The organism is Micromonospora sp. NPDC050784, assembly GCF_044456765.1.
In the GTDB taxonomy this organism is placed as follows: domain Bacteria; phylum Actinomycetota; class Actinomycetes; order Mycobacteriales; family Micromonosporaceae; genus Micromonospora; species Micromonospora foliorum.
This window is the reverse complement of sequence record NZ_JBITGG010000002.1, coordinates 99579-125795: the sequence shown is the minus strand read 5'-3', so window position 1 is coordinate 125795 and position 26217 is coordinate 99579. Positions and strand designations below refer to the sequence as shown.

Here is a 26217-nt window from a genome sequence, read left to right as displayed (position 1 = left end):
GGCTGGCGAGTTCGCACAGAGCCGGCAGGGTCATCCAACGGCCGCGCACGCCGGCGTGCCACAGCACCTGTGGGCCGGAGCGTTGGCATGCCCTCAACCGCTCGTCGGCCCTGCGGTGTCGTGGCGGGTTTCTTCGCGTCGGCGGCGTCCACCCTGACCCGTCACGAAGGAGAAACCCCGCCATGACGCACGAAACACGTGCGCGTAGGAAGCGAACACGCGGAGTTCTGTCCGCTGTCGCGCTGATCCTCATCGCCGGGCCGGCAACGGCCCTCAACCCCACCCTCGCGGGTGCGCAAGCGACTCCGACCAGCGGTAACACCCCGCTGATCAACCTGAGCAGCGGGCAGAACGTCGAGGGCAAGCTCTCCGTCGTCGTCGAGCCGGTCACCGAGAACGACTCGGTGACCACCCTCGCTGTCGACGGCGACAGGATCGACGCCGAGAAGACCGCCGGCACCGCCCACTTCGCCTTCGAGATGGGTGGCAACGGCACCGAGGCTCGCTACCGCAACTACATCACCGTCAACGCCCACACGGCCGAGGCGGACCGGATCTACCTGCCGGACCTCGCCGGTGGGCAGGTCGGCACCCTCGACTTCCCGGGCGACTGGCTGCGCCCCGGCGCCAACACCATCACCGTCCACGCCGGAGCGAACTGGGTCGACACGACCACCAAGACCGCCGTCGGGTACGAGGAACTGCCCAACGGTGAGGGTGGCCGCTGCCCCAACTACGACGACTACGCGCTGAGCAGCATCAGCCTCAGTTTGCTCGGCGTGGTCGCCGACGGTGAGCAGAACCTGTTCAGCTACAGCTTCGGAGACGGCACCTGCGGCAGCTCGGCGAAGCTGCTCAACCAGGACCTGACGTTCGTCGTCTCCGGTGAGCCGGGCAGCACGTCCGGCCTGCGCACCGACCTCGACACCACCAAGCTCGCCAACGGTACGCACACCGTCAGCGCGACCACCCAGTCGGGCGCGAAGACGTCCGTGACGGTGGACGTCAACAACGCTCCGGCGGGCGCGGCGGTGGTCACCCCCGGTGACGGTGCCCGCGTACGCGGCACCCGACCGGTGATCGCCGCGCTGCCCAGTGGCGGCAAGGACCACGTCGAGTCGTTGGCCATCGACGACAAGCCCGCCGAGAACGCGGAGGCGCTGGCCGCCGGCACCGCCACCCTCGGCCTCACTGTCGCAGCCGGCAACTCGATCGAGGCGCGTTACCACAACTACGCGCTGGTCAACGGCCACCGGGTCGACCTCGGCGGTGACTACGGTGCCACCGGCGCGGAGGACGTCAAGCTGGCGTTCCCCAACCGGTTCCTGCACCTCGGCGACAACGTCGTCGAGATCCGGACCGGCGACTACAACGGCACCCTCAACGGGGCGACCTGCGCCAACCACGACGACTTCACGCTGACCCGGGCGGCGACGAGCCTCACCCTGAGCACGGCGGGCACGGTGACCGCTGGCACCACGTACCTCGTCACCACCAGCGGCACGACCGTGACGAAGGTGGAGACGACCGCCGCCACGCTGCCGCTGGGCGACGCCACCTGCGCGGCCAACTCCGACGCCGAACTCCACTTCACCATCGCGGACGCCCCGACGACGCGGACAATCGACACCCTCGGCAGCGGGGGCGACGCGCACCTGAAGGTGTTCGTGGGCGGCAACGGCAGCGACAACGGGTACGACAACAAGGTGCTGGTCAACGGCATCCCGGTGGAGATCGGCATGTGGGAGAAGGAGGTCGCCGACCTCGCCTTCCCGAACGAGTGGCTGGTGCCGGGCGTCAACGCCGTGGAGTTCGTCGCCGGCAACGACCACGGCAGCGCGAAGCCGGGCAGCTGCGACAACTTTGACGACTTCACCTTGCGGGACTTCCAACTGCTGCCGACCGGCGCGAAGGCGACCCAGCTGACCCGGTCGACCGCGCAGACGACGGTCACCATCGGCTCGGCGAGCTACCCCGCCGGCTCCCAGGTGACCACGTACATCGGGGACGGCACCTGCGGCAGCAGCTACAACGCGGTGCTGAACAAGATGGTCCTGTTCGACGTCACGGCGGCGGACGGCTCGGCGCTGGCGGCGCTGGGAAAGCGCGCCGACGTGGACACCACGTCGATCGCGGACGGCACCCACACCATCAAGGCGGTCGTGGGGGACAAGACCTCGACGCGGCGCTTCACCACCGACAACACCGCCCCGGAGGTCGAGAACAGCGTCCCGGCGGCCGGCCAGCGGCTCACCTCGACCGTGGCGCTCAACGTCAAGATCAAGGATGCCACCGGGGTGGTCGGTACGCCGGTCATCACGCTGGACGGCACGGCCGTCAAGCAGGGTGACCAGATCGGCCACGGCCTGCCGGCCGGGGAGCACACCATCGCGGTCACGGCGACCGACGCGCTCGGCAACACCGCCACCCGCGAGGTGCGGTTCAGCAGCGCCAGCATCCCGGACGTCCCGACCGAGCTGAACTCGACAGTCAAGAGCACCGACCCGCTCTCGGCCGAGCTGTCCGCGCGGATCCCCGGTGCCGAGGGGGTCGGGCTGACCGCCACCTTCACCAAGGCGGACGTGGTCCTGCCGACCGGCGGCTACCAGGGTGAGGCAACCGACGTGCCGACCACGCTCGACGTCCAGCACGACCGGAACGTGGACGTCGCCTCGCTGCGTCCGCTCGACGGCGCGACGATCGACACCCCGTCCAGCCGTGGGTTGATCTTCCAGCGCTACGACCTGCCGCTCGGGGCGACCAAGCAGGTGCCGACCCTGCGTTGGTCGGGCACGATCGACCCGGCCCGGATCGTGGCGTTGCGGGCGTGGAACCCGGCCACCGACAAATGGGTCGTGCTGACCTCCTCGCGTGGCCAGGTCGGACGCGAGACGGTGCTGACCGCGCCGGTGGAGGCCGGTTACCGCGACGGCGGTGTGGTGCACGTGCTGGTCACCGGCGAGGACCCGTTCGCCGACGACCTGTCCCCGCGCGACTCGACGGCGCAGAACGACAAGGACCGCTTCGAGGACCCAGCCTCGTACGACTTCTCGCTGGCGCACTTCACCGACACCCAGTACGTCACCGAGGGTGCGGCCGGCGGCACCTACGACGACTTCGACGGCAAGGCCGAGCCCACGGACGTCGAGACGGTCGAGGAGCAGGCGATCTGGTCGGCCGCGTACCGCGACCAGATGCAGTGGATCGCCGACAACGCGGCCAGCCGCAAGATCGCGTACGCCGCGCACACCGGCGACGTCATCGAGAACGACTACTACGACCCGCTGGCCACCAACCCGGACGGTTCGCTGAAGCGGCCCGGTCTGCACGAGCAGGTCGAGAAGGAACTCGCCGCCGCCTCCGGCTTCCAGAAGATCCTCGACGACAACGGCGTCGTCAACCAGGTCATCGCGGGTAACCACGACGACCAGCTGGGTGCCGAGACGGGCCCCACGTCCCGGTTCAGCCGGACGTTCAGCGCCGACCGGTACTACGGGACGGCGAAGTCCTGGCCGAAGGGCACCGAATACCACGCGTGGGACGAGGTGACCAAGGCCGACGGCTCCGTCACGCCGGGCAAGGACAACCAGAACAACTACCTGCTCTTCTCCGCCGGTGGTCTGGACTTCGTCGCGGTCGGCCTGTCGTACGGCGTCACGCCGGCCGAGGCCAAGTGGGCTGACTCGATCTTCAAGCGGTACAAGGACCGCAACGGGATCCTGCTCTCCCACGACTACCTGAAGCCCTCGGCCAACCCGGACGGGCGGGGTGCGGACTTCTCCGCACCGGACGGTTCGCCGCTCTTCAAGCAGGTCGTCGAGGTCAACCCGAACGTCTTCCTGGTCCTCGCCGGTCACGAGCACGGCGTCGGCACCAACCTGAAGTCGAAGATCGGCGTCACCGTCAGCCACGACGTCGTGGAGTTGCTCGCGGACTACCAGTTCTACACGGTCACCGCCGCCGAACTCTGGCCGAAGCAGGTCGCCGCCGACGGCACCATCGACGTCAACGGCGACGGCACCCCGGACCACAAGGCCACCGACCGGTTGCAGTTCGGGGCGAGCTTCCTACGCCTGCTTCAGTTCGACGTGGACCGGGCCGAGATGCACATCGACACGTACTCGCCGTTCCTGAAGAACTTCGGGGCGACCGAGTACGACATCCGCCAGGACGGCAGCCAGCCCAAGCCGCGGTACAACGGCTCGGAGGACAACCTGACCCTGCCGGTGGACCTCAGCACCCGCAAGACGTCGTTCACCACCGACTCACTGGCCGCGTACGTGCCGTCCGGCACGATCGGCACCGACGAGGTGACCTCGAACGGTGTCGCCACCACGACCTGGGGCAAGCTCCTGCCGGGCACCTCGTACGGCTGGATCGTCTCGGCGAGGAGCGCCGACGGCGGCGAGGCGGTGGCCCAGCCGGCCGTGTTCGCGACCGCCAAGCAGGTTCCGACGATGACCGTCACCGCCGCCCCGACCACCTGGGGCACCGCGGCGACGGTGACAGTGCGGGTCGCGGCCGGCAGCACACCGGTCACCGGCGCGGTGGAGTTGCGCGAGGGTACGACCGTTCGCGGCTCGGCCGCGGTCACCAACGGGACCGCGACGTTCACCCTCCCGGTGGGCCTCGCGGGTGGTCAGCACACCCTGACCGCGTCGTACCAGGGCAGTGACCTGCTCACGCCGGTGGAGGCCACCGCCGTACTGACGGTGAACCTGCCCGCGGAGTGGAGTTCGTCGACGGTCTACAACGACGGCGACAGGGTGACCTACCAAGGTCGGGTCTTCCGGGCCTCCTGGTACACGAAGAACCAGAAGCCGGGCGCCGACCCCAACGGCGCATGGCAGGAGATCGCCATGACCGAGGACGGGACGGCGATCTGGACCGCGTCGCGCGTCTTCAACTCGGGCGACCTCGCGATGTACGACGGCAAGAAGTGGCGGGCCCAGTGGTACACCCGCAACCAGAAGCCGGGTGACCGCAACGGCTCCTGGGAGGAGATCGCCCCCACCCCGCCGGACAACAGCCCGGCGGCCTGGACCCTCACCAAGGTCTACAACGCCGGCGACCGGGTGTCCTTCAAGGGCCACGTGTACGAGGCGAAGTGGTGGACCCGTGGCCAGGAGCCGGGCGACAAGTCCGGCCCCTGGAAACTGATCAAGTAGGCAGGTTCGCGTGATCGCCGGCCCGGGACCGCTGCTGGTCCCGGGCCGGTGCGCACTCTAGTCCGCGCCTTGATCGACTCGGCTTCAGTGAAACCGGGGCCTCAACTGGCGTCGGATGCCGCGACTTCCTGGAAGCCGAGTCGATCAAGGTGGGCGGCGGTCAGGGCAGAGGCGGTAGGACGCTTCCGGTTGTCACAGGGCGAACAGCAGGGCGGCGTCCAGGAGGACGACGACTGCGGTGGCGAAGTGGATGCCGAAGGCGACCGCCTTCTTCCCGCCGTTTCGCAGCACGATGACGGTGTCGCCCAGCGGGACGAGCGCGACGATCAGCATGAACCAGGCGACCGCGTCGGCGGTGGTGAAGGCGATCAGGGCGAGGCCGAGCAGGCCGAACGTGAGGTCCTTCAGCCCTTTCACCGTCAGGTAGGCGGGGTCGCCGTCCGGCCGGGCCGGCACGCCGTACCCGGCGGCGGCGGCCTGCGGTACCAGCAGGAACCGCGCGCCGATGAAGGCGACGAAGAGGCTGAGCACGACGGCGAGCCCGTAGGCGACAAAGGACAGCATGGTCCACTCCAATTCCTAGCGCTGCTAGATGTGAGAGCGACGCTAGCAGAGCACCGACAGGATATCTAGCGGTGCTAGCATGGCGGTCATGTCGACACAGGGACGCCGGGAGCGCGAGCGGGCGGAACGGGAACAGGCGATCGTCGCCGCGGCACGCGACCTGGCCCTGGCCGAAGGTTGGGACGCGGTGACCACCCGCCGGCTCGCCGCCGAGATCGAGTACAGCCAGCCCGTCCTCTACAGCCACTTCAAGGGCAAGGACGCCATCATGGCGGCCGTCGCCGTCGAGGGCTTCGCCGAGTTGGCCGACGCCCTCGCCGCGGCCCGGGCCTCGGCCGCCAGCCCTCGGCAGGTGGTCGCCGACGTGGCGGCGGCATACGTCGCGTTCGCCGAGCAGCGTCCCGCGCTCTACGACGCGATGTTCACCCTCGCCGTGGACCTGCCGTTCGCCACCCAGGACGTCCCGACGGACCTGGCCCGCGGCTTCGCCGAACTGGCCGAGGCGGTGCGCCCGGTCGCCGGGGACGACGACCTGGAGACGGTCACCGAGACGTTCTGGAGCGGCCTGCACGGGCTGGTCACGCTGATGCGCAGCGGCCGGCTCCGCCGCCCCGGCCACGACCGCCGGCTGGCGGTGCTGGTGGACCGCTTCTCCCGCTGAGCGTTGCCACGCGCTAAGTTCACCGACCGCTGGGCCTGGGCGTGCGTCGGGCGCAGGGCGACAGGTGGTCGGTGGGCAGGGCGCACCGCGCGCCGCCGGGTAGTGGCCGATCACAGAAGACCCAATGTCGTACGCCCTGCTGGTCCTCCGCCGAGACGGTCACCCCGCCCGGCTCGACCCGCGCGCTGAGCCGGACCAACACCCGAGCGGCGGTACGCGCGAAGATCCGGGCCCGCAGCAGGTCGGGCGCGGTGATCGGCAGGTGGATAACCCAACGGTCGCTCATCGGTGGCGGCGCCGTTCGAGGCTCTGCCAGGGCTGCGGCTGCTCTGCCCGCCCTCTCGTCGGAGGTGGCTCGTCGCGTCGGCTCGCCAGCCGTCGGATCAGGTTACGCACGGTGACTGCCCTTCGTCAGATGGGACCGACGTGGAGGGCGGTCTCCGCCGGTTGCGGTCGGCGGAGACCGCCCGGCCCGCGGTCGTTCGGGGGTACGGCAGCAGGGCCGCGCCGGGGAGCGCGGCGGATGGAGTCTCGACGGTCGGATCTCGGCGGCGATGCGAGACCAGCACGAGAGGCGCCAACCGACCGCAGCAGCACCGCATCACCGAGAGCGACGCTACCGATACTGAGTCACCTATGTAAAGCACGTCTCCGAGTCAGTTACCCACCTAGGTCACTCGCGCTACATACGTTGCCTGCGTCGAAGCGGCTGATCAATACTGGGCGAGCCAACCGACTGCAAGGGGCTCCACGTGCCTATCCCGCCCACAATGGACGAGTTGCTCGACGATCTGCTGAAGAAGATCAAGGACGGGACCTATCCGCCTGGGTCCCAGCTCCCGTCCGGCCGCGTGCTGGCAGACGAGTACGACGTCTCACAGTCCACGATCAGTCGTGCGGTGGCGAAGCTACGGGAACAGGACGTGCTCGTCGGTCGTCCGGGGCGCGGGGTCTTCGTCGCGGAGTCCCGCAAGCGCTGACGCTCAATGGCTGCCCGGCGCGCGCCGTGGGAGGCCCGCCCGGCGTTGTCCGTGGCCGCCATCCATGCGGATGGCTGACTCGTCTACGACATCAGCTCCATAGCGAGTGCGAGAGACACCGCGTCCCCGCCCGCGCCCGACACTCTGATCCACCGGTTTCCGTGAAGCCGGGGCACCAATCCGCCCCCGCGACTTCGTGAAACCGAGTCGATTTCCGTCCTCATTGACGAGTCCGAGACGACCCGGATTGCTGAGGCGTAGCTTGATAATGCGCCGATATGCTCGCCCCCTTCGATGGCGACGTACGCCATCGTCTACGGGGGGAGGGCATCGTCGTGCGCGTACGAAGATTACTGGCCGCGTCACTCGGCATGGTGCTCGGTGCGGGTCTGGTCAGCGTGACCGCAGTGCCGGCTCAGGCCTACCAACAGCGGGACGTGGGCAAGTCGGGTTGGGCATACACCGACTCTCAACTGCCGAAGACGTCATTCGTTGACACCAGCGGTGACGCGCCGATCGGCGCCTGGACCGACGAGGGCGGGAAGAAGCACAAATCCCGGTCCTACTTCAGCTTCGACATCTCACGTTTCAGCGGAACGGTCATCCACAAGGCGGATCTCGTCATCGCCGAGCGGTCGGCGGCCGACTGCACGTCAGCGCAACCGGTCGAGCTGTGGCGAACCGATGAGATCAAGACGACGACGAGTTGGGATTCGGCACCGCGTCGACGTGAACTACTCGGCACCGTGCAGGCCGGCGGCGAGGCGACCTGCCCCGGCTATCTCGCCTGGGACATCATGCCCGCCCTGCAGAAGTTGGCTAAGCAGGGCAAGAAGACCCTGACCGTCGAAATCCGGGTGCCGCACGGGTACGAGGGCGACCTCTCCCACGGCCGTAAGCTCCGCCCGTTCCCCGTGATCCACAGCGAGTCGAACCACGCGCCGACGGTGACCCAGATCGGGCTCGAGTTTCCGTCCTGGTCCTGCGGCACGAAGGACAAGCCGCAGCCCGTGGGGGCACGCAACTACACCTTCATGGTCCGGGGAGCGGACGCGGACCCCAACGACTTCAACTACAACGGGCAGTTCGCCGCGTGGCCGATCGGCCATGAGGACCAGCGTTCCGAGTTGTTCGGATCCGGCTACGGAGGCGCCCTCGCCAAAGTCACCTGGGACATGGGGCAGTACCCACACGGGACCGTGGTGGCGTGGACTGCCCGCGCCTACGACGGGCACGACTACTCGTCGTGGGCGAAGCCGTGCTTTGTGAAGGTCGACGGCGAGCGACCGGCCACGCCAGTGATCAGTTCGGTGAAGTACCCGGACGACGGCCAGCCGCATGGTGGCTCGGGGGTACCGGGCACGTTCACCGTGAAGGCGAACGGGTCGTCGGACGTGGTCGGCTACTACTGGGGGCGCTTCGGCGAGACGTACACCTACATCGCCGCACCGCGGCCGGGCGCGGATGTCACCTTCGAATACACGCCCACCTCGTTCGTCGAGTACCTGAGCGTGCGCAGCGTGGACAGCGCGTCGAACTCCTCCGAGGTGGCTGACTACCGGTTCTACGTCAAGTCCACCGCGCCGCAGGTGCGGGTGACCATGGGCGGTGTCGACCTGCCGAGCAAACTGGCGATCTCCACCAATGTGGAGGGCGTCACCGAGTTCGGCTACCGCATCGGCGACGCTGCAGAGGTTCGAGTCCCGGCGGACACCGATGGGACGACCGACGTTCCGGTGGTGTTCCCGCAGAGCGGTACCGTCCGGCTCCAGGTGAGCAGCTACGTCGGCACCGAGTTGGTCGGCGCGTACAGCGAGGACGTGCGGGTCCGCGACACCCCGGTCGTGGAATCGGCCGACTTCGCCTTCCCGGACCACGACGGTGTGGTGGACCGTGCCGGCAGCTTCACCTTCCGTCCCGGTCGGGCGGGCGTGGTGGCCTACGAGTACGCGTTCCGCTATGACGAGTTCCAGCGCATCGACGCGGCGGAGGACGGCAGCGCGGTGCTGCGTTGGACGCCGACGGAGCCCAACTGGTACACGCTGAACGTGCGCAGCATCAGCGCCGACGGCACCCTCTCGGAGGTCGAGCAGTACCAGTTCAACGTCATCGACACCAAGCCGACCGTGTCCTCCGGCACCTACTACGAGTATGGCGCGTGGGGCGGGGTGGGCATCCCGGGTGAGTTCGACTTCGACACCGCGATGCCGGACGTGGACGCCTACCTCTACCGGCTCAACGACGGGCCCGAGCAGACCGCCGACCCCGAGTACAGCTGGGCCCGGGTCACGCTCGCCCCGGATCACTCCGGCAGCAACACGCTGACGGTGCGTACGCGCTTCCTGGACGGGTCCTTCTCGCCGACGCGGACCTACACGTTCGAAGTCAGCGACGCTCCCGTGGTGACGTCCAGCGACTACCCGGAGAACGGCGAAGGCGGCCAGCCCGGCCAGCCGGGCCGGTTCACCTTCAGCCCGGGTCGCTCCGACGTGGTGGAGTACCGCTACGTGCTCGAGTACAGCGGCGAGGAGCAGGTGGTGCCCGTCGGACCGGACGGCAAGGCGACCATCGAGATCACGCCCGCGCACTCCGGGTACACCCTGCTGACGGTCACCAGCCGGACGGCCGACGGCACGGCCAGCGCCGAACGGCGGTACTACTTCCGGGTACGCGATCCGCGAGTGAACGTGAGCAGTGCGTACGACGAGTACACCCCGCGTGGCGGGATCGGCGCGGTCGGCAGGTTCGGTGTCTACACCGAGATCGGCGAGGTGACGACCTTCGAGTACCAGCTCAACGGCGGCGCCTGGCAGAGCGTGCCGAAGGCGCCCGACGCGCTGGTCACCGACATCTCGGTGACCATGGAACGGAATGGCGCGAACGTGTTCTCCGTCCGGGGCCGCACCGAAGCGGGCGAGTACACGCCGCAGACGGACTATCCCTTCCTGGTCGGCACCGCACCACGGGTGTCGTCGACCACCTATCCCGAGAGCGAGTGGGCCGGTGGTGTCGGCGTACCGGGCGACTTCACCTTCACTCAGGGCAGCCCGGGCGTGGTGGAGTTCGAGTACACGATCGACGGCGGGGAGCCGGCGCGAGTGGCGGCGAACACCACCGGCGTCGCCACCGTCACCTACACGCCGACCTCGACCAACTCGCACACCATAAGCGTGCGCGGACGTACGGCCGACGGCGGGTGGACCGACCCGGCCAACTACTACTTCCTAGTCGACTTCTCCTGATCCGGCGATGACGCGGTGGGCCGCCTCGAACGGAGCGGCCCACCGCGCTCAGTCGAAGGACGGCAGGGACGGGCCGAGGACGTCGTCGGCGTCGACGATCGTGTACGCGTACCCCTGCTCGGCGAGGAAGCGTTGCCGGTGGGCCGCGTACTCCGTGTCGATCGTGTCCCGGGACACCACCGTGTAGAAGTGCGCCTGCCGGCCGTCGGCCTTCGGCCGGAGCACCCGGCCGAGCCGCTGCGCCTCCTCCTGGCGTGACCCGAACGTCCCCGACACCTGGATCGCCACCGCCGCCTCGGGCAGGTCGATGGAGAAGTTGCCGACCTTCGAGATCACCAGCGTGCGGATCTCCCCGGTGCGGAACGCGTCGAAGAGCCGTTCCCGCTCCTTGTTGGTGGTCGAGCCCTGGATGATCGGCGCGTCGAGGTACTCGCCGAGCTGGTGCAGCTGATCGATGTACGCGCCGATCACCAGCACCTGGTCGTCCGGGTGACGGTCGACAAGCGCCTTGACCACCGGCAGCTTGGTGCGGGCGGTCGCCGCCATCCGGTAGCGCTCCTCGGCCTCCGCCGTCGCGTACGACATCCGCTCCGCGTCGGTCAGGGTCACCCTGACCTCGGTGCACTCGGCCGGGGCGATCCAGCCCTGCGACTCGATGTCCTTCCACGGCGCGTCGTACCGCTTCGGGCCGATGAGGCTGAACACGTCCCCCTCGCGGCCGTCCTCGCGTACCAGAGTCGCGGTGAGGCCCAGCCGGCGGCGGGCCTGGAGGTCCGCCGTGAACCGGAAGATCGGCGCGGGCAGCAGGTGCACCTCGTCGTAGACGACCAGGCCCCAGTCGCGGGCCCCGAAGAGGTCCAGGTGGGTGAACGCGCCGCCGCGCCGTGAGGTGAGCACCTGGTACGTCGCGATGGTGACCGGGCGGATCTCCTTGCGCTCGCCGGAGTACTCGCCGATCTCCTCCTCGGTCAGCGACGTACGGGCGATCAGCTCCCGCTTCCACTGCCGGCCGGCGACCGTGTTGGTGACCAGGATCAGGGTGGTCGCCTTCGCCTCGGCCATCGCCGCCGCGCCGACCAGGGTCTTGCCGGCGCCGCAGGGCAGCACCACCACCCCCGACCCGCCGGCCCAGAACGCCTCGACGGCCTCCCGCTGGTACGAGCGCAGCGTCCACGGCTTGCGCCCGTCCTTGCCGGCCTCGGCCAGCTCGATCGGGTGCGCCTCACCGTCGACGTAACCGGCCAGGTCCTCCGCCGGCCAGCCCAGCTTGAGCAGCGCCTGCTTGAGCCGGCCGCGCTCGGACGGGTGCACCCGGATGGTGTCGTCGTCGATCTTGTCGCCGAGCATCCCGGCGAGCTTCTTGCTCTTGGCCACCTCGATCAGCACCAGCCGGTCCAGTGCGCGCAGCACCAGCCCGTACGCCGGGTCGTTGGCGAGCTGGAGCCGGCCGTACCGGTCCATCGTCTCGGCCACGTCCACCAGCAGCGCGTGCGGCACCGGGTAGCGGGAGTACTTGAGCAGCGAGTCCACGACGCCCTCGGCGTCGTGCCCCGCCGCGCGGGCGTTCCACAGACCCAGCGGGGTCAGGCGGTAGGTGTGCACGTGCTCCGGCGAGCGTTCCAGCTCCGCGAACGGCGCGATCGCCATCCGGCAGGCCTGCGCGTCGGGGTGGTCGATCTCCAGCAGCAGGGTCTTGTCCGACTGCACGATCAGTGGTCCACCGCTCACGCCAGCGTCCTCTCCTCGGTTGGCCGTCCGGCCGGAACGGGTCGCATACCCGCCGCTGGCCGACCATCCAGTGTTGCACGATGCGGGACGGCGGAAGAAAGTTGCTCACCGGCCGCAACCGTGACGGCACTCACGAACGTCTAGTAAAGGGACGACTGTCTGGGGAGGGCCCATGGAGCATGTCCGGATCACTTCCCGGCTGGTCGCCCTTGTGGTGGTCGTGCTGGTCGGCGCGGGTGCGTGCGCGTTCGATCCGCAGTCCGGCGGGAGTGGTGGCGGGGGAGCCGCCCCAGTCGGTGCGGCGGAACAGGCAACGGGGGCGAGCGACACGCCCGGGCCGGACCAGCACGGCCGGCCCACGCCGGCGGCGCCCACCCCCAAACCCTCCCGCAAACCCACGCCGAAGCCGACCCGCACGGCAGCACCCACGACGACCCCCAGCACCGGTACGCCGAAGGTCGCCGGCTGCCCCCAGGGTCAGCACCAGCGCGCGGTGGAGACCTACCTGGCCCGGTTGGGCGGGTTCGGGACGGTGACCGTGGACGGTCGGCAGTCCGCCGCCGACTGCGCCGCGATCAAGAAGTTCCAAAAGAGGTACGGCATTCGCCCCGTCGAGGGTCGCGCCGGACCGACCACCCTCGACGTGGCCCAGCGCCTCGCCACCACCGACACGACCCGCTGCAAGGCCGGCACGGGCACCACGTTCTGCGTGGACCTGACCCGGCAGACCGTCTGGGCGCTCCGCGGCGGCAAGGTGATCATGGCGCCGACGGTGACCCGCACCGGCATGTCCGGCTACCGCACCCCGGCCGGCACATACACCGTCAACTACCGCAACCCCAAGGAGTGGTCCGACCCGTACGAGGTGTGGCTGCCGTACTGGCAGCACTTCACCCAGGGGATGGGCTTCCACGAGACCACCACCTACCTGCACGAGAAGTCGATCGGCTCGCACGGGTGCGTCAACCTCCTGCACGCCGACGCCGTCCGGATGTGGGAGCTCGGCAAGGTCGGCACCCGGGTGGTGCTGATCGGCCGACGCCCCGGCACCTGAGTCGCAAGCAGCGAATCGGGGTGGTAACCCCCTGTCGGACCGGACTTTCGAGTGTCACCCTTGGGAGTCCAGGGCCGGACCGGGCGGGGAGGCTGGGCATGACGGTCGACCGTGACGTGATCGCAGAGCACGAGCACGCACCACCCGACGAGGTGTCCCGGGCGACCGTGATCGCGTACCTCGTCGCGGCGACGCTCCTCCTCGGGTGGTTCCTCTTCGGCTGGCTGGTGCTCCAGCAGGGCTTCGTCGACTCGGTCGGGGAGTCCGCCGGTGCCGGCTTCGCGCTGCTGCTGATCATCTCGGTGGTCGGCACCGTACGCCGCAGCCGCCGCTGACCGACAGCGCCCGCACGGTGGCGCCGTCGGTCAGTCCGCCACCACCGCCGCGGTGATCCGGTGCAGCGCGAACGTGTGCAGCATCTCGGTCCGTTCGTCCTCGGCCCGCAGGTAGCCGGCACCGATCGAGACCGGCTTGAGCAGGCGCGACGCGGTCGCCCCGTGCGCGTCGACGTAACCCACCCACACCAGCGCCTTGTCCCGGACCGCCTGTTGGAGCACCGCCAGGGCCTCGCTGTGGGTGTGTGCCGGCACCGGGCCACCGCCCAGCCCCGGCGCACCGCCGCGCACCACCGCCGGTGCCCGCCGGGCCGCCCGCGCCGCCGCGTCACCCCGCCGGATGTGCTCCACCACGCCGAGCAGCCGGGGCATGGGTAGCTTCGGGGCCGCCAGCGGATCGATCGTCCGGGTGGTCACCGACACCCGGGGCGGGGCCCGCCGGATTCGTGGCCGGGCCAGCACCGTGCTGCCCGTGCCGTCCTCCTGCACGGGGGCGTACCCCGCGTCGCGAAGCGCACCCAGCAGCCGACCGACCTGGTACTGCGTGCACAGCACCGTCGGGGCGAGCCGCCGCAGCGCCAACGACTCCAGTCGCCGGTCGGCCAGCACCTCACTGATCAGCGTCTCGTCGTCGCTGCGCAGGTACGCCCCGGCCAGGCCGACCCGCAGCCCGCCGTGCTTACGCGCCACGTCGTCGATCAAATAGGTGAGCCCCTGCGGCACCGGGGTACGCGACCGGCGCCGGAACACGTCGTGCAGGTCGTCGGCCGTGTAGCCGGAATCCAGTGCACGCCGCACGCTCGCCGTGGTGACCCGGTGCACGCTGGCCCCGCCGGCCGACTCCAGCTCGGTCATCGCCTCCAGCTCGACGGCGAGCGCCGGCTCGGGTGGGCCGGGCACCACCACGGTCAGGTCGGCCTGCACCAGGAAGTGGTCGACAGGTGCGGGCAGCAGGGCGTCCAACGCCCGCGCGGCACTGGACGGGTCGCCACTCTCAACGTCCGCGTGCACGCCCAGCGGGTCGTCACCCCGCTCGTCGGTCGACGTCAGGTCACCCAGCAGCAGCCGACCGTACGAGGTGAGCGCCCCGAGCCCCGTCACGCCCAGCTGCGCGGCCTCGGCCAGCACCTCCCGGTGGGCGGCGTCCCGGCCCCGGCTGCGGCGCGGGGCCCGCCAGTCCAGCAGGTTCTGCACCTCCTCCGGGGTGGGCGCCGTCGCCGGCTCCAGATCGGCGAGCACCCCGAGCACCGCCCGCCGGGTGGCCGGCACGCTGGCCCGCTCGGCCTCGGCGGAGAGCGCGGTAATCGGCCGGTCCCGGTCGTCACGGCGACCCACAAGCCCCACCTGCCGGGTCATGGTCAGCCACGCTCGGGCGAGCTGCTCCCAGCGTTGGGCCAGCGAGGCGGCCCGCCACACCTCGTACCCGCCGGTCGGCAGCACCTGCTGGTCCGCCCCGTACCGGCCGGTGGTCGCGCCGGGTATCTCCAGCTCACCGAGGAGCCCCGCCGCGTACGCGACCTCCAGCAGCAGCGCGGTGGTCGGTTCGTCCAGCCCGGCGGTACGTGCCAACCGGCGCAGATCCCGCACCCCGATGCCGCCCGAACGCAGCACCGGCGCGGGCTCGTCGGCGAGCTGCTCCAGCAGCCCTTCGGTGTTCCGGACCACCTCCATGGTCTGCCCGGCCCCGGCCGAGTCGACCGCCTTCGGCTCGCGCGGCGCGGCGGTCACCGGCGGTGGGCTGGTGCGCAGCGGCCCGAGTGGGCCGCTGTCGCGGCGCAGCAGCAGGCCGACCTCGCGGGGCAGCTCCACGGTTCCGCTGGCCGTGGACGAGCCGGTCGTCACCGGGACCAGCAGCCGGTTGTCGACGAGCCACCGCACCGGGGACCCGGTCGGGGCGCCTCCGTTGGTCGGGTCGGAGAGGACCGGGTCCTCCGCGCCCAGCGGCGGCGCCTGCAACGCCCCGGGCGGCACGCTGCCCACCGGCGGACCGGCCGCCAACCGGTCCAGGATCGCCCGGGCCGAGGGCGGGGCGGCGAGCACCGTCCGCCGGAGCTTCGCCGGGTCCGCGCAGAGCGCGGCCGTGCGCGGGTCCAGCTCCGCGGCCGGCCGGCCGAGCCCGGCGGGGTACGGGGCGACCTCGTCGACGGCGGGCACCACCTGGAGCGCGTGCTCCGGGCCGTACAGCAGGAAGAGCGCACGTAGTCGGCCCACGGCGGCCCGGACGGCCGTCGGAGCCGGCGGTTGCGGCCCGGAGGTCGCCATCGCGAGCACGGTTTCGGTGGTCGTGGTGGCGTCGTCCGGATTCCGGGTGAGGCGAGCGGCGTCGAGGATCTGGAGGGTGAACTGGTCCAGACCGTCCAGCGCGCGAGCCACGGACACCCGGGACTGGGCCCGGATGGCCAGGGCGGAGACGTCGGACGGCACAGGCACGACGAGGTCGGGCCGCAGCTGGAGGAGCGCGGCCAGTGACTCGTCGGGCAGCGACCGCAGGTGGTCGGCGAGTGAGGTGGTCATCGTCTTTCCACGCTAGCCCGGCACCGGGCTTCCGCGCCCCTCGGACGTCCGGCCGACTGTGAGTAGCCGGTACGTTTCTCGACATGCCCGCACTGACCGTCGGATTCGACCTCGACATGACCCTGGTGGACTCCCGCCCCGGCATCGCCGCGGCCTACCGGGCGCTGACCGCGAGGACCGGTGTGCCGGTCGACGCCGAGCTGGCGGTGTCCCGGCTCGGTCCGCCGCTGCGTACCGAGATCGCGCACTGGTTCCCGCCGGAGCAGGTCGAGTCGGCCGTACGGGTGTATCGCGAGCTGTACCCGGCGTACGCGATCACCCCTACGCTCCTGCTGCCCGGCGCGCGGGAGGCCATCGACGCGGTCCGTGCGCGGGGTGGCCGGGTGCTGGTCGTCACCTCCAAGATCGGCCGGCTGGCCCGGTTGCACCTGGACCACCTCGGTCTCACGGTCGACGAGTTGGCCGGTGACCTGTTCGCCGAGCAGAAGGCGACCGCTCTGCGGGAGCACGGCGCGACCCACTACGTCGGTGACCATGTCGCGGACATGGTGGCGGCGGCTGCGGCCGGGGTGCCCGGCATCGGCGTCGCGACCGGCCCGTGCTCCTCGGACGAGCTGCGCGCGGCCGGGGCGGATGTGGTGCTGGACGGGCTCGTCGAATTCCCAGCGGCGCTCGACGGGATGATCCAGCTAGCCTTGGAGCAGTAGCGGCTCAAGTGAAGCAGGGGTTTTCAGGTGCCTACGGGTCGAGTGAAGTGGTACGACACGGCCAAGGGATACGGCTTCGTCACGAGTGACGAGGGCGGCGACGTGTTCCTGCCCAAGGGGGCGCTGCCGGCGGGTGTCACCGACCTCAAGGGTGGCCAGCGGGTCGACTTCAGCGTGGTGGACAGCCGCCGGGGCGCGCAGGCCATGGGAGTCAAGCTGCTGGACGCGCCGCCGTCGATGGCGGAGCTGCGCCGTCGGCCGGCCGAGGAGCTGCACGGCCTGGTCGAAGACATGATCAAGGTGCTGGAGGCGAAGGTCCAGCCGGACCTGCGCCGGGGCCGGTACCCGGACAAGAAGGCCGCGCAGAAGATCGCTCAGCTGGTCCACGCGGTGGCACGCGAGCTGGAGGTCTGAGGCACCAGGCCGGCGGTGGCGGCCCGGTCGAGCAGTGCCGCCACCGCGGCGAAGCCGGCCTCGCCCAGGTCCGCGGTGAACTCGTTGACGTAGAGGCCGATGTGCCGGTCCACCACGTCGAGTTCCATCTCCTGGGCGTGCGCCAACACGTACTCCCGGCTGGCCGCCGGGTCCGCCCAGGCCTGCCGGACCGACTCGCGGACCCAGCCGGCCGCGGCCTCCGGGTCGACCGCCCCACGACGGGCCAGGATCGCACCGAGGGGGATGGGCAGGCCGGTGTCGGCCTCCCACCACTCGCCGAGGTCGACCAGGGCGCTCAGGCCGTGCCGGTGGTAGGTGAACCGGGCCTCGTGGATGACCAGCCCAGCGTCGTAGCGCCCAGCCGCCACGCCGGGCATGATCTCGTGGAACGGGACCACCTCGATCCGGGCCGGCGGTCGCCCGGCCGACCAGAGCCGGAACAGCAGGTACGCGGTGGTCCGGTCGCCCGGCACCGCCACCGTGGCACCGGTCAGGTCGGTGCGGTCCGGCCCGCCGTCACGGTCGCCCCGGGTGAGCACCAGCGGGCCGCAACCGCGACCGAGCGCGCCGCCGCAGGGCAGCAGGTGGTAGTCGTCAAGCAGCCAGGGCAGCGCCGCGAAGCTCACCTTCACCAGGTCGAAAGCGCCCCGCTCGGCCGCCGTGTTGGTGACGTCCACGTCGGCGTACGTCACCTCGACCGGCGGCGCGCCGGGCACCCGCCCGTGCACCAGCGCGTGGAAGACGAACGTGTCGTTGGGGCAGGGCGAGATCGCCAGGGAGAGCGCCACACCCTCACGGTAGCCCCGCCCTCCGCCCGGGGTCCGCACCCACCCCGCGAGCGTGATCCGCGTCGGAGCGTGGCGGCGGCACGAACTGCGGCGGACGCCCGCCGGGCGGAAACAACGCCGGGAAACGGCCGGCCCAGCCAGGTCGAGCACCCACCCCAATCTCCCTTTGGAGCTTATGTCGTAAACGAATCGCCCAGCGCAGAAAGTTAGCGACCACGAACGCGGGGCCGAGCAGCCGGCCGGTCGACGACTCCACCACGGCGACCGGGCGCCGCCCTCGCCGCGCAGGTCCACCTCGGAATCCGGAGGCGTGTTGGGGCGTGCAGGCTCGGGCGGTGACCGGAGGCGGGTTGGGGCGTGCAGGCTCGGGCGGTGATCGGTCGCGGGGCGATGCCGCAAACGATTCAGCTCCAAAGGGACCGCGGGAGTAAGTCATCCACCGGTCGGAGCGGTTGTCCACAGGGTTATCCACAGCTCGACACAGGGTGTTGATAGCTCGCTGACCAGCCGGGAACATCGGACTGTGAACGACGCGAGTGACCACACCGAGGGCGGCGGAGCCGATCTCGGCCGGGCGCTGCGCGCTCTGCGTCGCCGAGCCGATCTGAGTCAGCGGCGACCTGCCGGCCACCTCCTGGCGGTACGTCGCCGAACTTCCCGACGGAACGCTGTTGGGCGAACTGCGGGCCCACGAGCGGAGCCCGTTCCTGGAGTACGGAAAGTGGCATCCGGACGTGCCGGAGCGGGAGATGGTGCTCGACGGCGTGCTTGTCGATGCCCGGTACCGGCGGTTGGGGCTCGGGCGTCGGCTGGTGACCGCACTGGTGACCGGATGCGCGAGGCGGGCATCGACGACGCGGCCGCTATCGCCGAGGGGTTCGGCGCCGACCTGCTGCTGGCGTGCGGCTTCGAGATCGAGGCCCGCCGCCCGATCGCGCTCCGCCTGGGCCACTCCGGCAAACGCTGCTTCTCCTGACCGTCGGCCAGGCAGCGCAGCGCCGGGTCAGCGCAGCGCCGGGTCAGCGCAGCGCCGGGTCAGCGCAGCGCCGGGGCTGCCGCGGTCAGGGCGGCGAGGGCTTCACGCAGCCGCCAGGCGTCCCGGTCGCGGGGGCCGATCGGGTTGGAGATGGTGCGCAGCTCGGCGAAGGGCACCCCGGCCTGCGCCGCGGCGACCGCCACGCCGTACCCCTCCATGGCTTCGGCGACCGCTTCCGGATGTCTCCGGCGCAGCTCCTCGGTGCCGGCGGTGGTGCCGGTGACGGTGCTGACCGTGAGCACCGGGCCGACCGTGGCCGTCGGGAGGGCGGTCCGCAGTGCCGCCAGTAGGCCCGGGTCCGTCGGCACCCTGCTGCCGGCGCCGAGCAGCGCGGGCGGCATGCCCAGCTCGTCGACGGGGATGAAGCCGTCGGGCGACTCCGCGCCCAGGTCGGCGGCGATGCTGGCGGTGCCGAGCACCGTGTCGCCGACCTCGGCCCGCCCGGTGAAGCCGCCGGCCACGCCGGCGCTGACCACCGCACGGTACGGGCGGCCGGCGGCCTCGGCCAGCGCCAGCAGACGGGCGGTGGCGGCACCGGCGACGGCCGGGCCCACACCGATCGGCGTGACGGTCACGGTGTGGTCGGTCAGCCCGGCGCGGACCGCGTCCGCCTCGGCTGGCACCGCCGTCACCACCAGCAGACCGGTCACGAGAGTGAGCCGGGGGACTCGCGGCGGGTCTCGTCGTCGGCCCCGCCACCCGGGCCGCCAACCGCCGACGACGGGCGGTAGATGTGGTAGCCCGGCGGGGCGAGGCTTGGGTCGTCGTACTGCGGTGAGCTGGTCTGGGCCGGTGCCGGTGAGGTGGGCGCGGGGTCCCCGGGCTCGTCCGCCGGCTCGTCCTCGGTCAGCTCGTCGTCGCCGAGCGGCCGGCCGGCCAGCTTTTCGCCGCGCAGCCGGGCGGCGGCCAGCACACCCCGGATCGCGGCGAGTACGCCCACCCCGGCGGCGACCGCGATGCCCATCCGACCATCGAACGGCACCAGCCCGAGCCCGCCGCCGGCGACGAAGGCGAGCATCAGCACCGTCTCGGAGTGGGCGAAGGAACTGGCGCGCAACCGTTCCGGGATGCGCTCCTGGATCGAGGCGTCCACGGCCAGCTTCGCTATCCCGCTGACCAGCGCGGCGACCAGGCAGAGCAGGGCGACCATCACCAACGAGAACTGGATGACGGCGAGCACCGCCACCCCGGCCACGATGATCATGCTGCTGGACTGGATGGCGGTCGGCCGGTGGATGCGCAGTCGGGTGCCGATGGCGGTGGCCAGGAAGGTGCCGACCGCGAGCGCGCCGCCGACCACGCCCAACGCCCACTCGGCGCCCAGGTCCCGGCCGAACACCACGGTGGTCAGGTCGCCCTTCTTGATCGCGAAGGCGAGGAAGAGCAGCAGGAAGCCGTAGAGCGCGCGGAGCGTCGCGGCGCCGATCAGGGTGGCGATCACCAGTCGGCCGGACGGGCGGCCCCGGCCCAGTGGCCGATCGCCACGGCGGCGGCCCAGCGCGCGCAGTGGCCGGGGGACCCGCTCCGGTGGTTCCGAGTCGGCCTTCGGTGGCAACCGCAGGGAGATCACCATGCCGACCAGGAAGATCACCGACGCGACCCGTAGCGGCCACTGCGGCCCGAACCAGAACGCGGCCAACCCGATCGGCGCCACCAACGCACCCGCGACCGTGCCGTAGACGCTGGCCCGGGCGCCCACCTGGGACAGGCCGAGGCCCTCCGGCAACAACCGGGGCACCGCCGCGGAGCGGGCCACACCGTACGCCCGGGAGAGCGCGAGCACTCCGAACGCGGCCGGATAGAGCCCGAAGCCGTGGATGTAGTCGGAGATCAACCAGGCCAGGAAGGCGCGGCCGAGCATCGTCGCGGCCAGGGCGTACCGCCGGCCGTGCCGGAAGTGATCCAGCAGCGGGCCCACCACCGGGGCGAGCATCGCGAACGGCACCATGGTCACCAGCAGGTAGAGCGCGACCTTGCTGCGGGCCTCGCCGAGCGGCACGTTGAAGAAGATCGTGCCGGCCAGGCCGATGGCGATAAGGGTGTCGCCGGCACAGGAGAGCGCGTGCAGGTCGAACAGGCGAACCATGCCGACCTCGCCGCCGGCGCCCCGGGCGCGGGCCCGACCGGCCCGGCGGGTCACCCAGCGGCCGCTGCCCACCGAACCACGCAGCAGCAGACGGATGGCGCGAATGCCGGTGCCGACGGTCCGCCCGAGGACGGATCGCCCGGAGCGGGAGTACGACGGCATGTGCACCATCCTCGCCCATCTGATCCGGGTACGCCGCACCACCGCTGGGAAAGGTTCCCCGGGAGTCCCTGTCACCCCTGCGAGGCGCATGGGGAACAATGGTCTGGTGACCAGGCCCGCCTCCACCCGCGCAGCCCGTCTCGACCAGGTCTGCGCCGCCGCCGTCGAGGTGGCCCGCGCCGGCATCACCGAGGTGGACGCCGACGATGTCGGCGCCCACCTGCAGGTCGTGGCCGAGGGTGATCGGCTGGTCACCCACTACTTCGAATGCGGCCTCGCCGGCTATAACGGCTGGCGCTGGGCGGTCACCGTCACCCGGGTGCCGCGCAGCAAGACGGTGACCATCTGCGAGACGGTGTTGCTCCCCGGCCCCGACGCGCTGCTCGCGCCCGGCTGGCTGCCCTGGCAGGAGCGGCTCAAGCCGGGCGACCTCGGTCCGGGTGACCTGCTCCCGACCTCGCCCGACGACGATCGACTGGTCCCCGGTTACCTGCTCTCCGACGACCCGGCGGTCGAGGAGACGGCGTGGGAGTTGGGTCTCGGGCGCGCCCGCGTGCTCTCCCGGGAGGGTCGCATCGACACGGCGCAGCGCTGGTACGAGGGTGACCACGGCCCCGCCGCGGCCATCTCGACCGCCGCTCCGGCCACCGCCCGGTGCGGCACCTGCGGCTTCTACCTGCCGCTGGCCGGCGCGATGCGGCAGGCCTTCGGCGCGTGCGGCAACTTCTACGCTCCCGACGACGGCCGGGTGGTGAGCGCCGATCACGGTTGCGGCGCCCACTCCGAGACGTTGATCGAGGCGGCCGAGACCGCGGTCGAAGAGCTTCCCACGGTGTACGACGACAGCGCGGTCGAGGCCATGTCGGTCAGCCGAGCCCCGGGCTCGGTGGAGGCGGCTGAGCCGGCGGAGCCGTACGGGCACTCCTGATCGTCCGCGCCGGAGTGCTCCGGCGCGGTGGCCGGGTCACCTCGCGCGGCGGCGCCGTCGGTTGGCATCGTGCCGCATCATCACGGCGAGGCCCGGAAAACCCCACAGGAAACCGGCGAGGCAGGTCCAGAGCCAGTTCTGGTGACCGTGGTCGGTCAGCCAACCCCGGAAGAAGATCAGCAGGACCAGCCCGACCACCGCCCACGCGATCAACCCGGCGAGGGCGAACGGCACCATCGGCGGATCCAGTGGTGCGGGCCGCGGTGGCTGCTCGTTCGGCATTCGGCAAGCGTACGGGATCCACTTCCCCTGCCCGTTGACGATCTGGGACGATGCGCGCGACAACCGGAAGATCACCTGCGAGGACCTGATGGCAGTAGCGCCGCCCGAGAACGGCACACCTCCCAAACCCGCTCATCCGCGTAACGGTTTCGACCGGTTCTTCGAGATCTCCGCGCGTGGCTCGACGCTGAGCCGTGAGGTACGCGGTGGCCTGGCGACCTTCTTCACGATGGCGTACATCGTGGTGCTCAACCCGCTGATCCTGGGTGGCGCCGTCGACGGTGACGGCAAGAGTCTCCCGATTCCCGCGCTGGCTGCCGGCACCGCGCTGGTCGCCGGCCTGATGACCATCCTGATGGGGGTGGTCGGCCGGTTCCCGCTGGCGCTCGCCGCCGGTCTCGGCGTCAACGCCCTGGTGGCGTACGAGATCGCCCCCGAGATGACCTGGGCCGACGCGATGGGCCTGGTGGTGATCGAGGGTCTGATCATCGCGGTGCTGGTGCTGACCGGTCTGCGGACCGCGGTGTTCCGCTCGGTGCCGACCCAGCTGAAGACCGCTATCGGGGTCGGCATCGGCCTGTTCCTGACCATCATCGGCCTGGTGGACGCCGGCTTCGTCCGACGCATCCCGGACGCCGCCAACACCACCGTCCCGGTCGGCCTGGGCATCGGCGGCAAGCTGGTGAGCTGGCCGATGCTGGTCTTCGTGGTGGGCCTGCTGATCACGCTGGTGCTGGTGGTCCGTCGGGTGAAGGGCGCGATCCTGATCGGCATCCTCGCCTCGACGGTGCTGGCGGTGATCGTCGAGGCGATCGGCAACATCGGCCCGTCGTTCGTCAACGGTCAGCCCAACCCGAAGGGCTGGTCGCTGAACGTGCCGGAGCTGCCCAAGACGGTGGTCGACCTGCCGGACCTATCGCTGCTCGGCAAGTTCAACGTGCTCGACTCGTGGGGCCGGGCCGGCTGGCTTGTCGTGCTGATGTTCATCTTCACGCTGCTGATCACGGACTTCTTCGACACCATGGGCACGATGGTCGCCGTCGGTCAGGAGGGCGACCTGCTCGACGAGCAGGGCACGCCGCCGAAGGCCAAGGAGATCCTGCTGGTCGACTCGATCGCGGCGGCGGCCGGCGGTGCGGCCAGCACCTCCAGCAACACGTCGTACATCGAGAGCGCCGCCGGTGTCGCGGAGGGTGCGCGCACCGGCGTGGCCAACCTGGTCACCGGCGCGCTCTTCCTGCTCGCGATGTTCCTGGCGCCGCTGGTCGTGATCGTGCCGTTCGAGGCGGCGTCGACGGCGCTGGTGGTGGTCGGTTTCCTGATGATGACCGCGGTGCGGACGATCGACTGGTCCGACTACGAGATCGCCATTCCGGCGTTCCTCACCATCGTGCTGATGCCGTTCACCTACTCGATCTCCAACGGGATCGGCGCCGGTCTGATCACCTTCGTGGTGGTCAAGCTGGCGCGGGGCAAGGCCCGGGAGATCCATCCGTTGCTGTACGGGGTGGCCGCGCTGTTCGTGCTGTACTTCCTGCGTGGGCCGATCGAGTCCCTGGTGCTCTGAGGCGCGTTCGGGCGGGGAGTCGATCAGGATTCCCCGCCCGTACCATCTGAATCCCCCCTCGTGAGCCTGGTCATAACGGATGTCGTTAGCCAGGCTCATTAGTTAAGCTAACTACTGTGACGGAGCGGACGGTGACGGCGGAACGCGTGCCACCGGCGCAGCTGGCTCCCCAGCTGCGTGATGCGATCACCCGACTCAACCGGCGGGTCCGACAGGCCCGGCCGGTCGGCGACCTCACGGTCACCCAGGTCTCCGCGCTCACCAGCCTGCGGCTGGCGGGCGCGATGACGCCCCGGGAGCTGGCCGACGTGGAGCGGGTGCAGCCGCCGACGATGACCAAGATCGTCGGGAAGTTGGAGGACCGCGGCCTCGTGCGGCGGACACCCCATCCGACCGACGGGCGGCAGGTCATCCTCGCGGCGACCGAAGGAGGGCAGGCCGTGCTCGACCAGTTCGAGCGGGCCCGCGACGAGTGGCTGGCCCACCGGCTGGCCGCACTCGACGAGGACGAACGGGAGACCCTGCAGAGGGCCGCCGAGATTCTTCAGCAGCTCGCTCGCGCCTGAGCCGCACCCGCGCCACCGGGTCCGTGCCGTCACCTGTCGATGACGCGTACGTCCGGAGGAGGCGCACCAAGAGTGCAGGCGAAGCTGAGCACGATGTTCCAGTCCCTACAGGTCCGCAACTACCGCCTTTTCGCGTCCGGGCAGCTGATCAAGTTGATCGGCGTCTGGATGATGTTCATCGCCCAGGACTGGCTCGTCCTCGAGCTCTCCAACAACTCGGCCACCGCGCTCGGCGTGGTCACCGCCTGCCAGTTCACGCCGGTGCTCCTGCTCACCCTGCTCTCCGGCCGGCTCGCCGACCGGTACGACAAGCGGGTGCTGCTCTTCGCCGCCAACGCCTTCTGGAGTCTGCTGGCGCTCGGCATGTCCCTGCTGGTCCTCACCGACCTGGTGCAGCTCTGGCACGTCTTCGCCTTCGCCGCGCTGCTCGGCACGGCCAACGCGGTGGAGACCCCGGTCCGGCAGGCGTTCGTCTCCGAGCTGGTCGGCACGCCGCTGCTGCCCAACGCGCTGTCGCTGAACGCCGCCGTGTTCAACTCCGCCCGGATCGTCGGCCCGGCCGTGGCCGGCCTGGCCATCGCCGCGTTCGACGTGGGCCCGGTCTTCCTCTTCACCGCCGTCAGCTCTGTCGCGCCCCTCGTCAACGTGGTCCGGATGCGGACAACCGAGCTGCACCGCGAGGCCCTGCTGCCGCGCGACGAGCGGGCGTCCGCCCGGGTCGTCGACGGTCTGCGGTACGTGTGGCGCCGCCCCGACCTGCTGCTACCGATGGCGATCATGTCGGTGATCGGCATGTCGCTGTTCAACTTCCAGCTCACCCTGGCCGCGTTGGCGAAGACGGTCTTCCACACCGGTGCCGCCTCCTTCGGCCTGTTCAGCACGGCACTGGCCGTCGGCGCGCTCGGCGGCGCGCTCAGCGGCACCGGTCGGCGTAGCCGCCCGTCGGTGTGGCTGGTGCTCGGCGCGGCGATCGCCTGCGCCGGCTTCGGCACCATGGTCGGCCTCTCCTCGGCGTACTGGCTGGTGGTGGTGCTGCTGGTGCCGACCGGCTTCAGCATGGTCTTCTTCGCCCAGGCCGCCAACCAGCGGATCCAGATGGGCGTCGACGCGGCCTTCCGGGGGCGGGTGATGGCCCTGTGGGTGCTGGTGTTCCTGGGCACCAACCCGGTCGGCGCGCCGCTGATCGGCTGGGTCGCGGAGCACTTCGGTGCCGGTGCCAGCATCTGGATGGGCGGGCTCATCTCGCTGGCCGCCGCGCTGACCGCGCTCACCTGGCAGCTACGCCACTCCGGTGCCCGGCTGCGTTTCCGGGTGCTGCCGATGCCTCGTTTCTACGTCACCTCCACCGACTGCTGAGGTTTAGGGCGTGGCCGGGCCGCGTCCGGTTGCGCGGATCGCGCGGATGCGGCCAAAC

Annotated in this window: 21 protein-coding genes and 1 pseudogene; 14 read left to right on the top strand and 8 right to left on the bottom strand. The window is 70.8% G+C overall.

Going from position 1 to position 26217, the window contains the following annotated elements:
• The first annotated feature begins 182 nt into the window (after positions 1–182).
• Positions 183–5168: a carbohydrate-binding protein gene (locus ACIBD9_RS03000; RefSeq protein WP_396714008.1), complete on the top strand. Its 4986-nt coding sequence runs from the start codon at positions 183–185 to the stop codon at positions 5166–5168.
• 192 nt (positions 5169–5360) lie between these two features.
• Here the strand turns inward: ACIBD9_RS03000 and ACIBD9_RS02995 are convergent, their stop codons facing one another.
• Positions 5361–5732, bottom strand: a complete 372-nt coding sequence (locus ACIBD9_RS02995) for a DUF4267 domain-containing protein (RefSeq protein ID WP_396714006.1) — start codon at positions 5730–5732, stop codon at positions 5361–5363.
• A gap of 88 nt (positions 5733–5820) precedes the next feature.
• On the opposite strand from ACIBD9_RS02995, the gene ACIBD9_RS02990 reads away from it, so the two are divergent.
• A complete protein-coding gene (locus ACIBD9_RS02990; protein WP_396714004.1) occupies positions 5821–6393 on the top strand; it encodes a TetR/AcrR family transcriptional regulator in 573 nt (190 codons plus the stop codon).
• A 19-nt stretch (positions 6394–6412) separates the two neighbouring features.
• On the opposite strand, the gene ACIBD9_RS02985 is transcribed toward ACIBD9_RS02990, so the two are convergent.
• Positions 6413–6679: a hypothetical protein gene (locus ACIBD9_RS02985; protein WP_387170985.1), complete on the bottom strand. Its 267-nt coding sequence runs from the start codon at positions 6677–6679 to the stop codon at positions 6413–6415.
• 484 nt (positions 6680–7163) lie between these two features.
• Between ACIBD9_RS02985 and ACIBD9_RS02980 the strand changes: the two genes are divergently transcribed.
• Together ACIBD9_RS02980 and ACIBD9_RS02975 are read left to right on the top strand one after the other, a co-directional pair.
• Positions 7164–7373, top strand: coding sequence for a GntR family transcriptional regulator (locus ACIBD9_RS02980; RefSeq protein WP_396714415.1), 210 nt, complete (start codon positions 7164–7166; stop codon positions 7371–7373).
• Positions 7374–7708: 335 nt separating this feature from the next.
• A complete protein-coding gene (locus ACIBD9_RS02975; protein WP_396714002.1) occupies positions 7709–10615 on the top strand; it encodes a hypothetical protein in 2907 nt (968 codons plus the stop codon).
• Positions 10616–10663: 48 nt separating this feature from the next.
• Here the strand turns inward: ACIBD9_RS02975 and ACIBD9_RS02970 are convergent, their stop codons facing one another.
• Complete coding sequence (locus tag ACIBD9_RS02970; RefSeq protein WP_387116126.1) at positions 10664–12343, bottom strand: DNA repair helicase XPB; 1680 nt, start codon at positions 12341–12343, stop codon at positions 10664–10666.
• A gap of 172 nt (positions 12344–12515) precedes the next feature.
• On the opposite strand from ACIBD9_RS02970, the gene ACIBD9_RS02965 reads away from it, so the two are divergent.
• The gene (locus ACIBD9_RS02965) at positions 12516–13397 is read left to right on the top strand and encodes a L,D-transpeptidase family protein (protein WP_396714000.1); all 882 of its coding nucleotides are present in this window, start codon (positions 12516–12518) and stop codon (positions 13395–13397) included.
• A 98-nt stretch (positions 13398–13495) separates the two neighbouring features.
• Positions 13496–13732 (top strand): hypothetical protein, encoded by a 237-nt coding sequence (locus tag ACIBD9_RS02960; protein ID WP_396713998.1) that lies wholly within the window; start codon positions 13496–13498, stop codon positions 13730–13732.
• Positions 13733–13762: 30 nt separating this feature from the next.
• Here ACIBD9_RS02960 and ACIBD9_RS02955 read toward each other — a convergent pair whose 3' ends face one another.
• Positions 13763–16246 (bottom strand): helicase-associated domain-containing protein, encoded by a 2484-nt coding sequence (locus ACIBD9_RS02955; RefSeq protein ID WP_396713996.1) that lies wholly within the window; start codon positions 16244–16246, stop codon positions 13763–13765.
• Between the two features lie 83 nt (positions 16247–16329).
• Here ACIBD9_RS02955 and ACIBD9_RS02950 point away from each other — a divergent pair, with 83 nt between their 5' ends.
• Positions 16330–16953: an HAD family hydrolase gene (locus ACIBD9_RS02950; RefSeq protein WP_396713994.1), complete on the top strand. Its 624-nt coding sequence runs from the start codon at positions 16330–16332 to the stop codon at positions 16951–16953.
• Positions 16954–16980: 27 nt separating this feature from the next.
• The gene (locus ACIBD9_RS02945) at positions 16981–17367 is read left to right on the top strand and encodes a cold-shock protein (RefSeq protein ID WP_074316242.1); all 387 of its coding nucleotides are present in this window, start codon (positions 16981–16983) and stop codon (positions 17365–17367) included.
• On the opposite strand, the gene ACIBD9_RS02940 is transcribed toward ACIBD9_RS02945, so the two are convergent.
• A complete protein-coding gene (locus tag ACIBD9_RS02940; RefSeq protein ID WP_112677681.1) occupies positions 17328–18176 on the bottom strand; it encodes a 1,4-dihydroxy-6-naphthoate synthase in 849 nt (282 codons plus the stop codon). The genes ACIBD9_RS02945 and ACIBD9_RS02940 overlap by 40 nt on opposite strands.
• A gap of 671 nt (positions 18177–18847) precedes the next feature.
• Here ACIBD9_RS02940 and ACIBD9_RS02935 point away from each other — a divergent pair.
• Positions 18848–18958, top strand: a pseudogene (locus ACIBD9_RS02935) (hypothetical protein); the annotation flags it as partial.
• A gap of 50 nt (positions 18959–19008) precedes the next feature.
• Positions 19009–19152, top strand: a complete 144-nt coding sequence (locus ACIBD9_RS02930) for a hypothetical protein (RefSeq protein WP_396713991.1) — start codon at positions 19009–19011, stop codon at positions 19150–19152.
• A gap of 59 nt (positions 19153–19211) precedes the next feature.
• Here the strand turns inward: ACIBD9_RS02930 and ACIBD9_RS02925 are convergent, their stop codons facing one another.
• Positions 19212–19862, bottom strand: coding sequence for a futalosine hydrolase (locus ACIBD9_RS02925; protein WP_396713989.1), 651 nt, complete (start codon positions 19860–19862; stop codon positions 19212–19214).
• The gene (locus tag ACIBD9_RS02920) at positions 19859–21460 is read right to left on the bottom strand and encodes an MFS transporter (RefSeq protein ID WP_396713987.1); all 1602 of its coding nucleotides are present in this window, start codon (positions 21458–21460) and stop codon (positions 19859–19861) included. The genes ACIBD9_RS02925 and ACIBD9_RS02920 overlap by 4 nt, the downstream gene beginning before the upstream one ends.
• Here ACIBD9_RS02920 and ACIBD9_RS02915 point away from each other — a divergent pair.
• A complete protein-coding gene (locus ACIBD9_RS02915) occupies positions 21459–22388 on the top strand; it encodes a DUF3027 domain-containing protein (RefSeq protein WP_387171002.1) in 930 nt (309 codons plus the stop codon). The genes ACIBD9_RS02920 and ACIBD9_RS02915 overlap by 2 nt on opposite strands.
• A 36-nt stretch (positions 22389–22424) precedes the next feature.
• On the opposite strand, the gene ACIBD9_RS02910 is transcribed toward ACIBD9_RS02915, so the two are convergent.
• Positions 22425–22670, bottom strand: coding sequence for a DUF2530 domain-containing protein (locus ACIBD9_RS02910; RefSeq protein WP_396713985.1), 246 nt, complete (start codon positions 22668–22670; stop codon positions 22425–22427).
• Between the two features lie 88 nt (positions 22671–22758).
• On the opposite strand from ACIBD9_RS02910, the gene ACIBD9_RS02905 reads away from it, so the two are divergent.
• From ACIBD9_RS02905 to ACIBD9_RS02895, 3 genes are all read left to right on the top strand, one after another.
• Complete coding sequence (locus ACIBD9_RS02905) at positions 22759–24237, top strand: NCS2 family permease (RefSeq protein WP_396713983.1); 1479 nt, start codon at positions 22759–22761, stop codon at positions 24235–24237.
• A gap of 116 nt (positions 24238–24353) precedes the next feature.
• Positions 24354–24803 carry a MarR family winged helix-turn-helix transcriptional regulator gene (locus ACIBD9_RS02900; RefSeq protein WP_030486369.1) on the top strand — a complete coding sequence of 150 codons (450 nt, stop codon included), beginning with the start codon at positions 24354–24356 and terminating at the stop codon, positions 24801–24803.
• Positions 24804–24875: 72 nt separating this feature from the next.
• Positions 24876–26159, top strand: a complete 1284-nt coding sequence (locus ACIBD9_RS02895; protein ID WP_396713981.1) for an MFS transporter — start codon at positions 24876–24878, stop codon at positions 26157–26159.
• Positions 26160–26217: the final 58 nt, after the last annotated feature.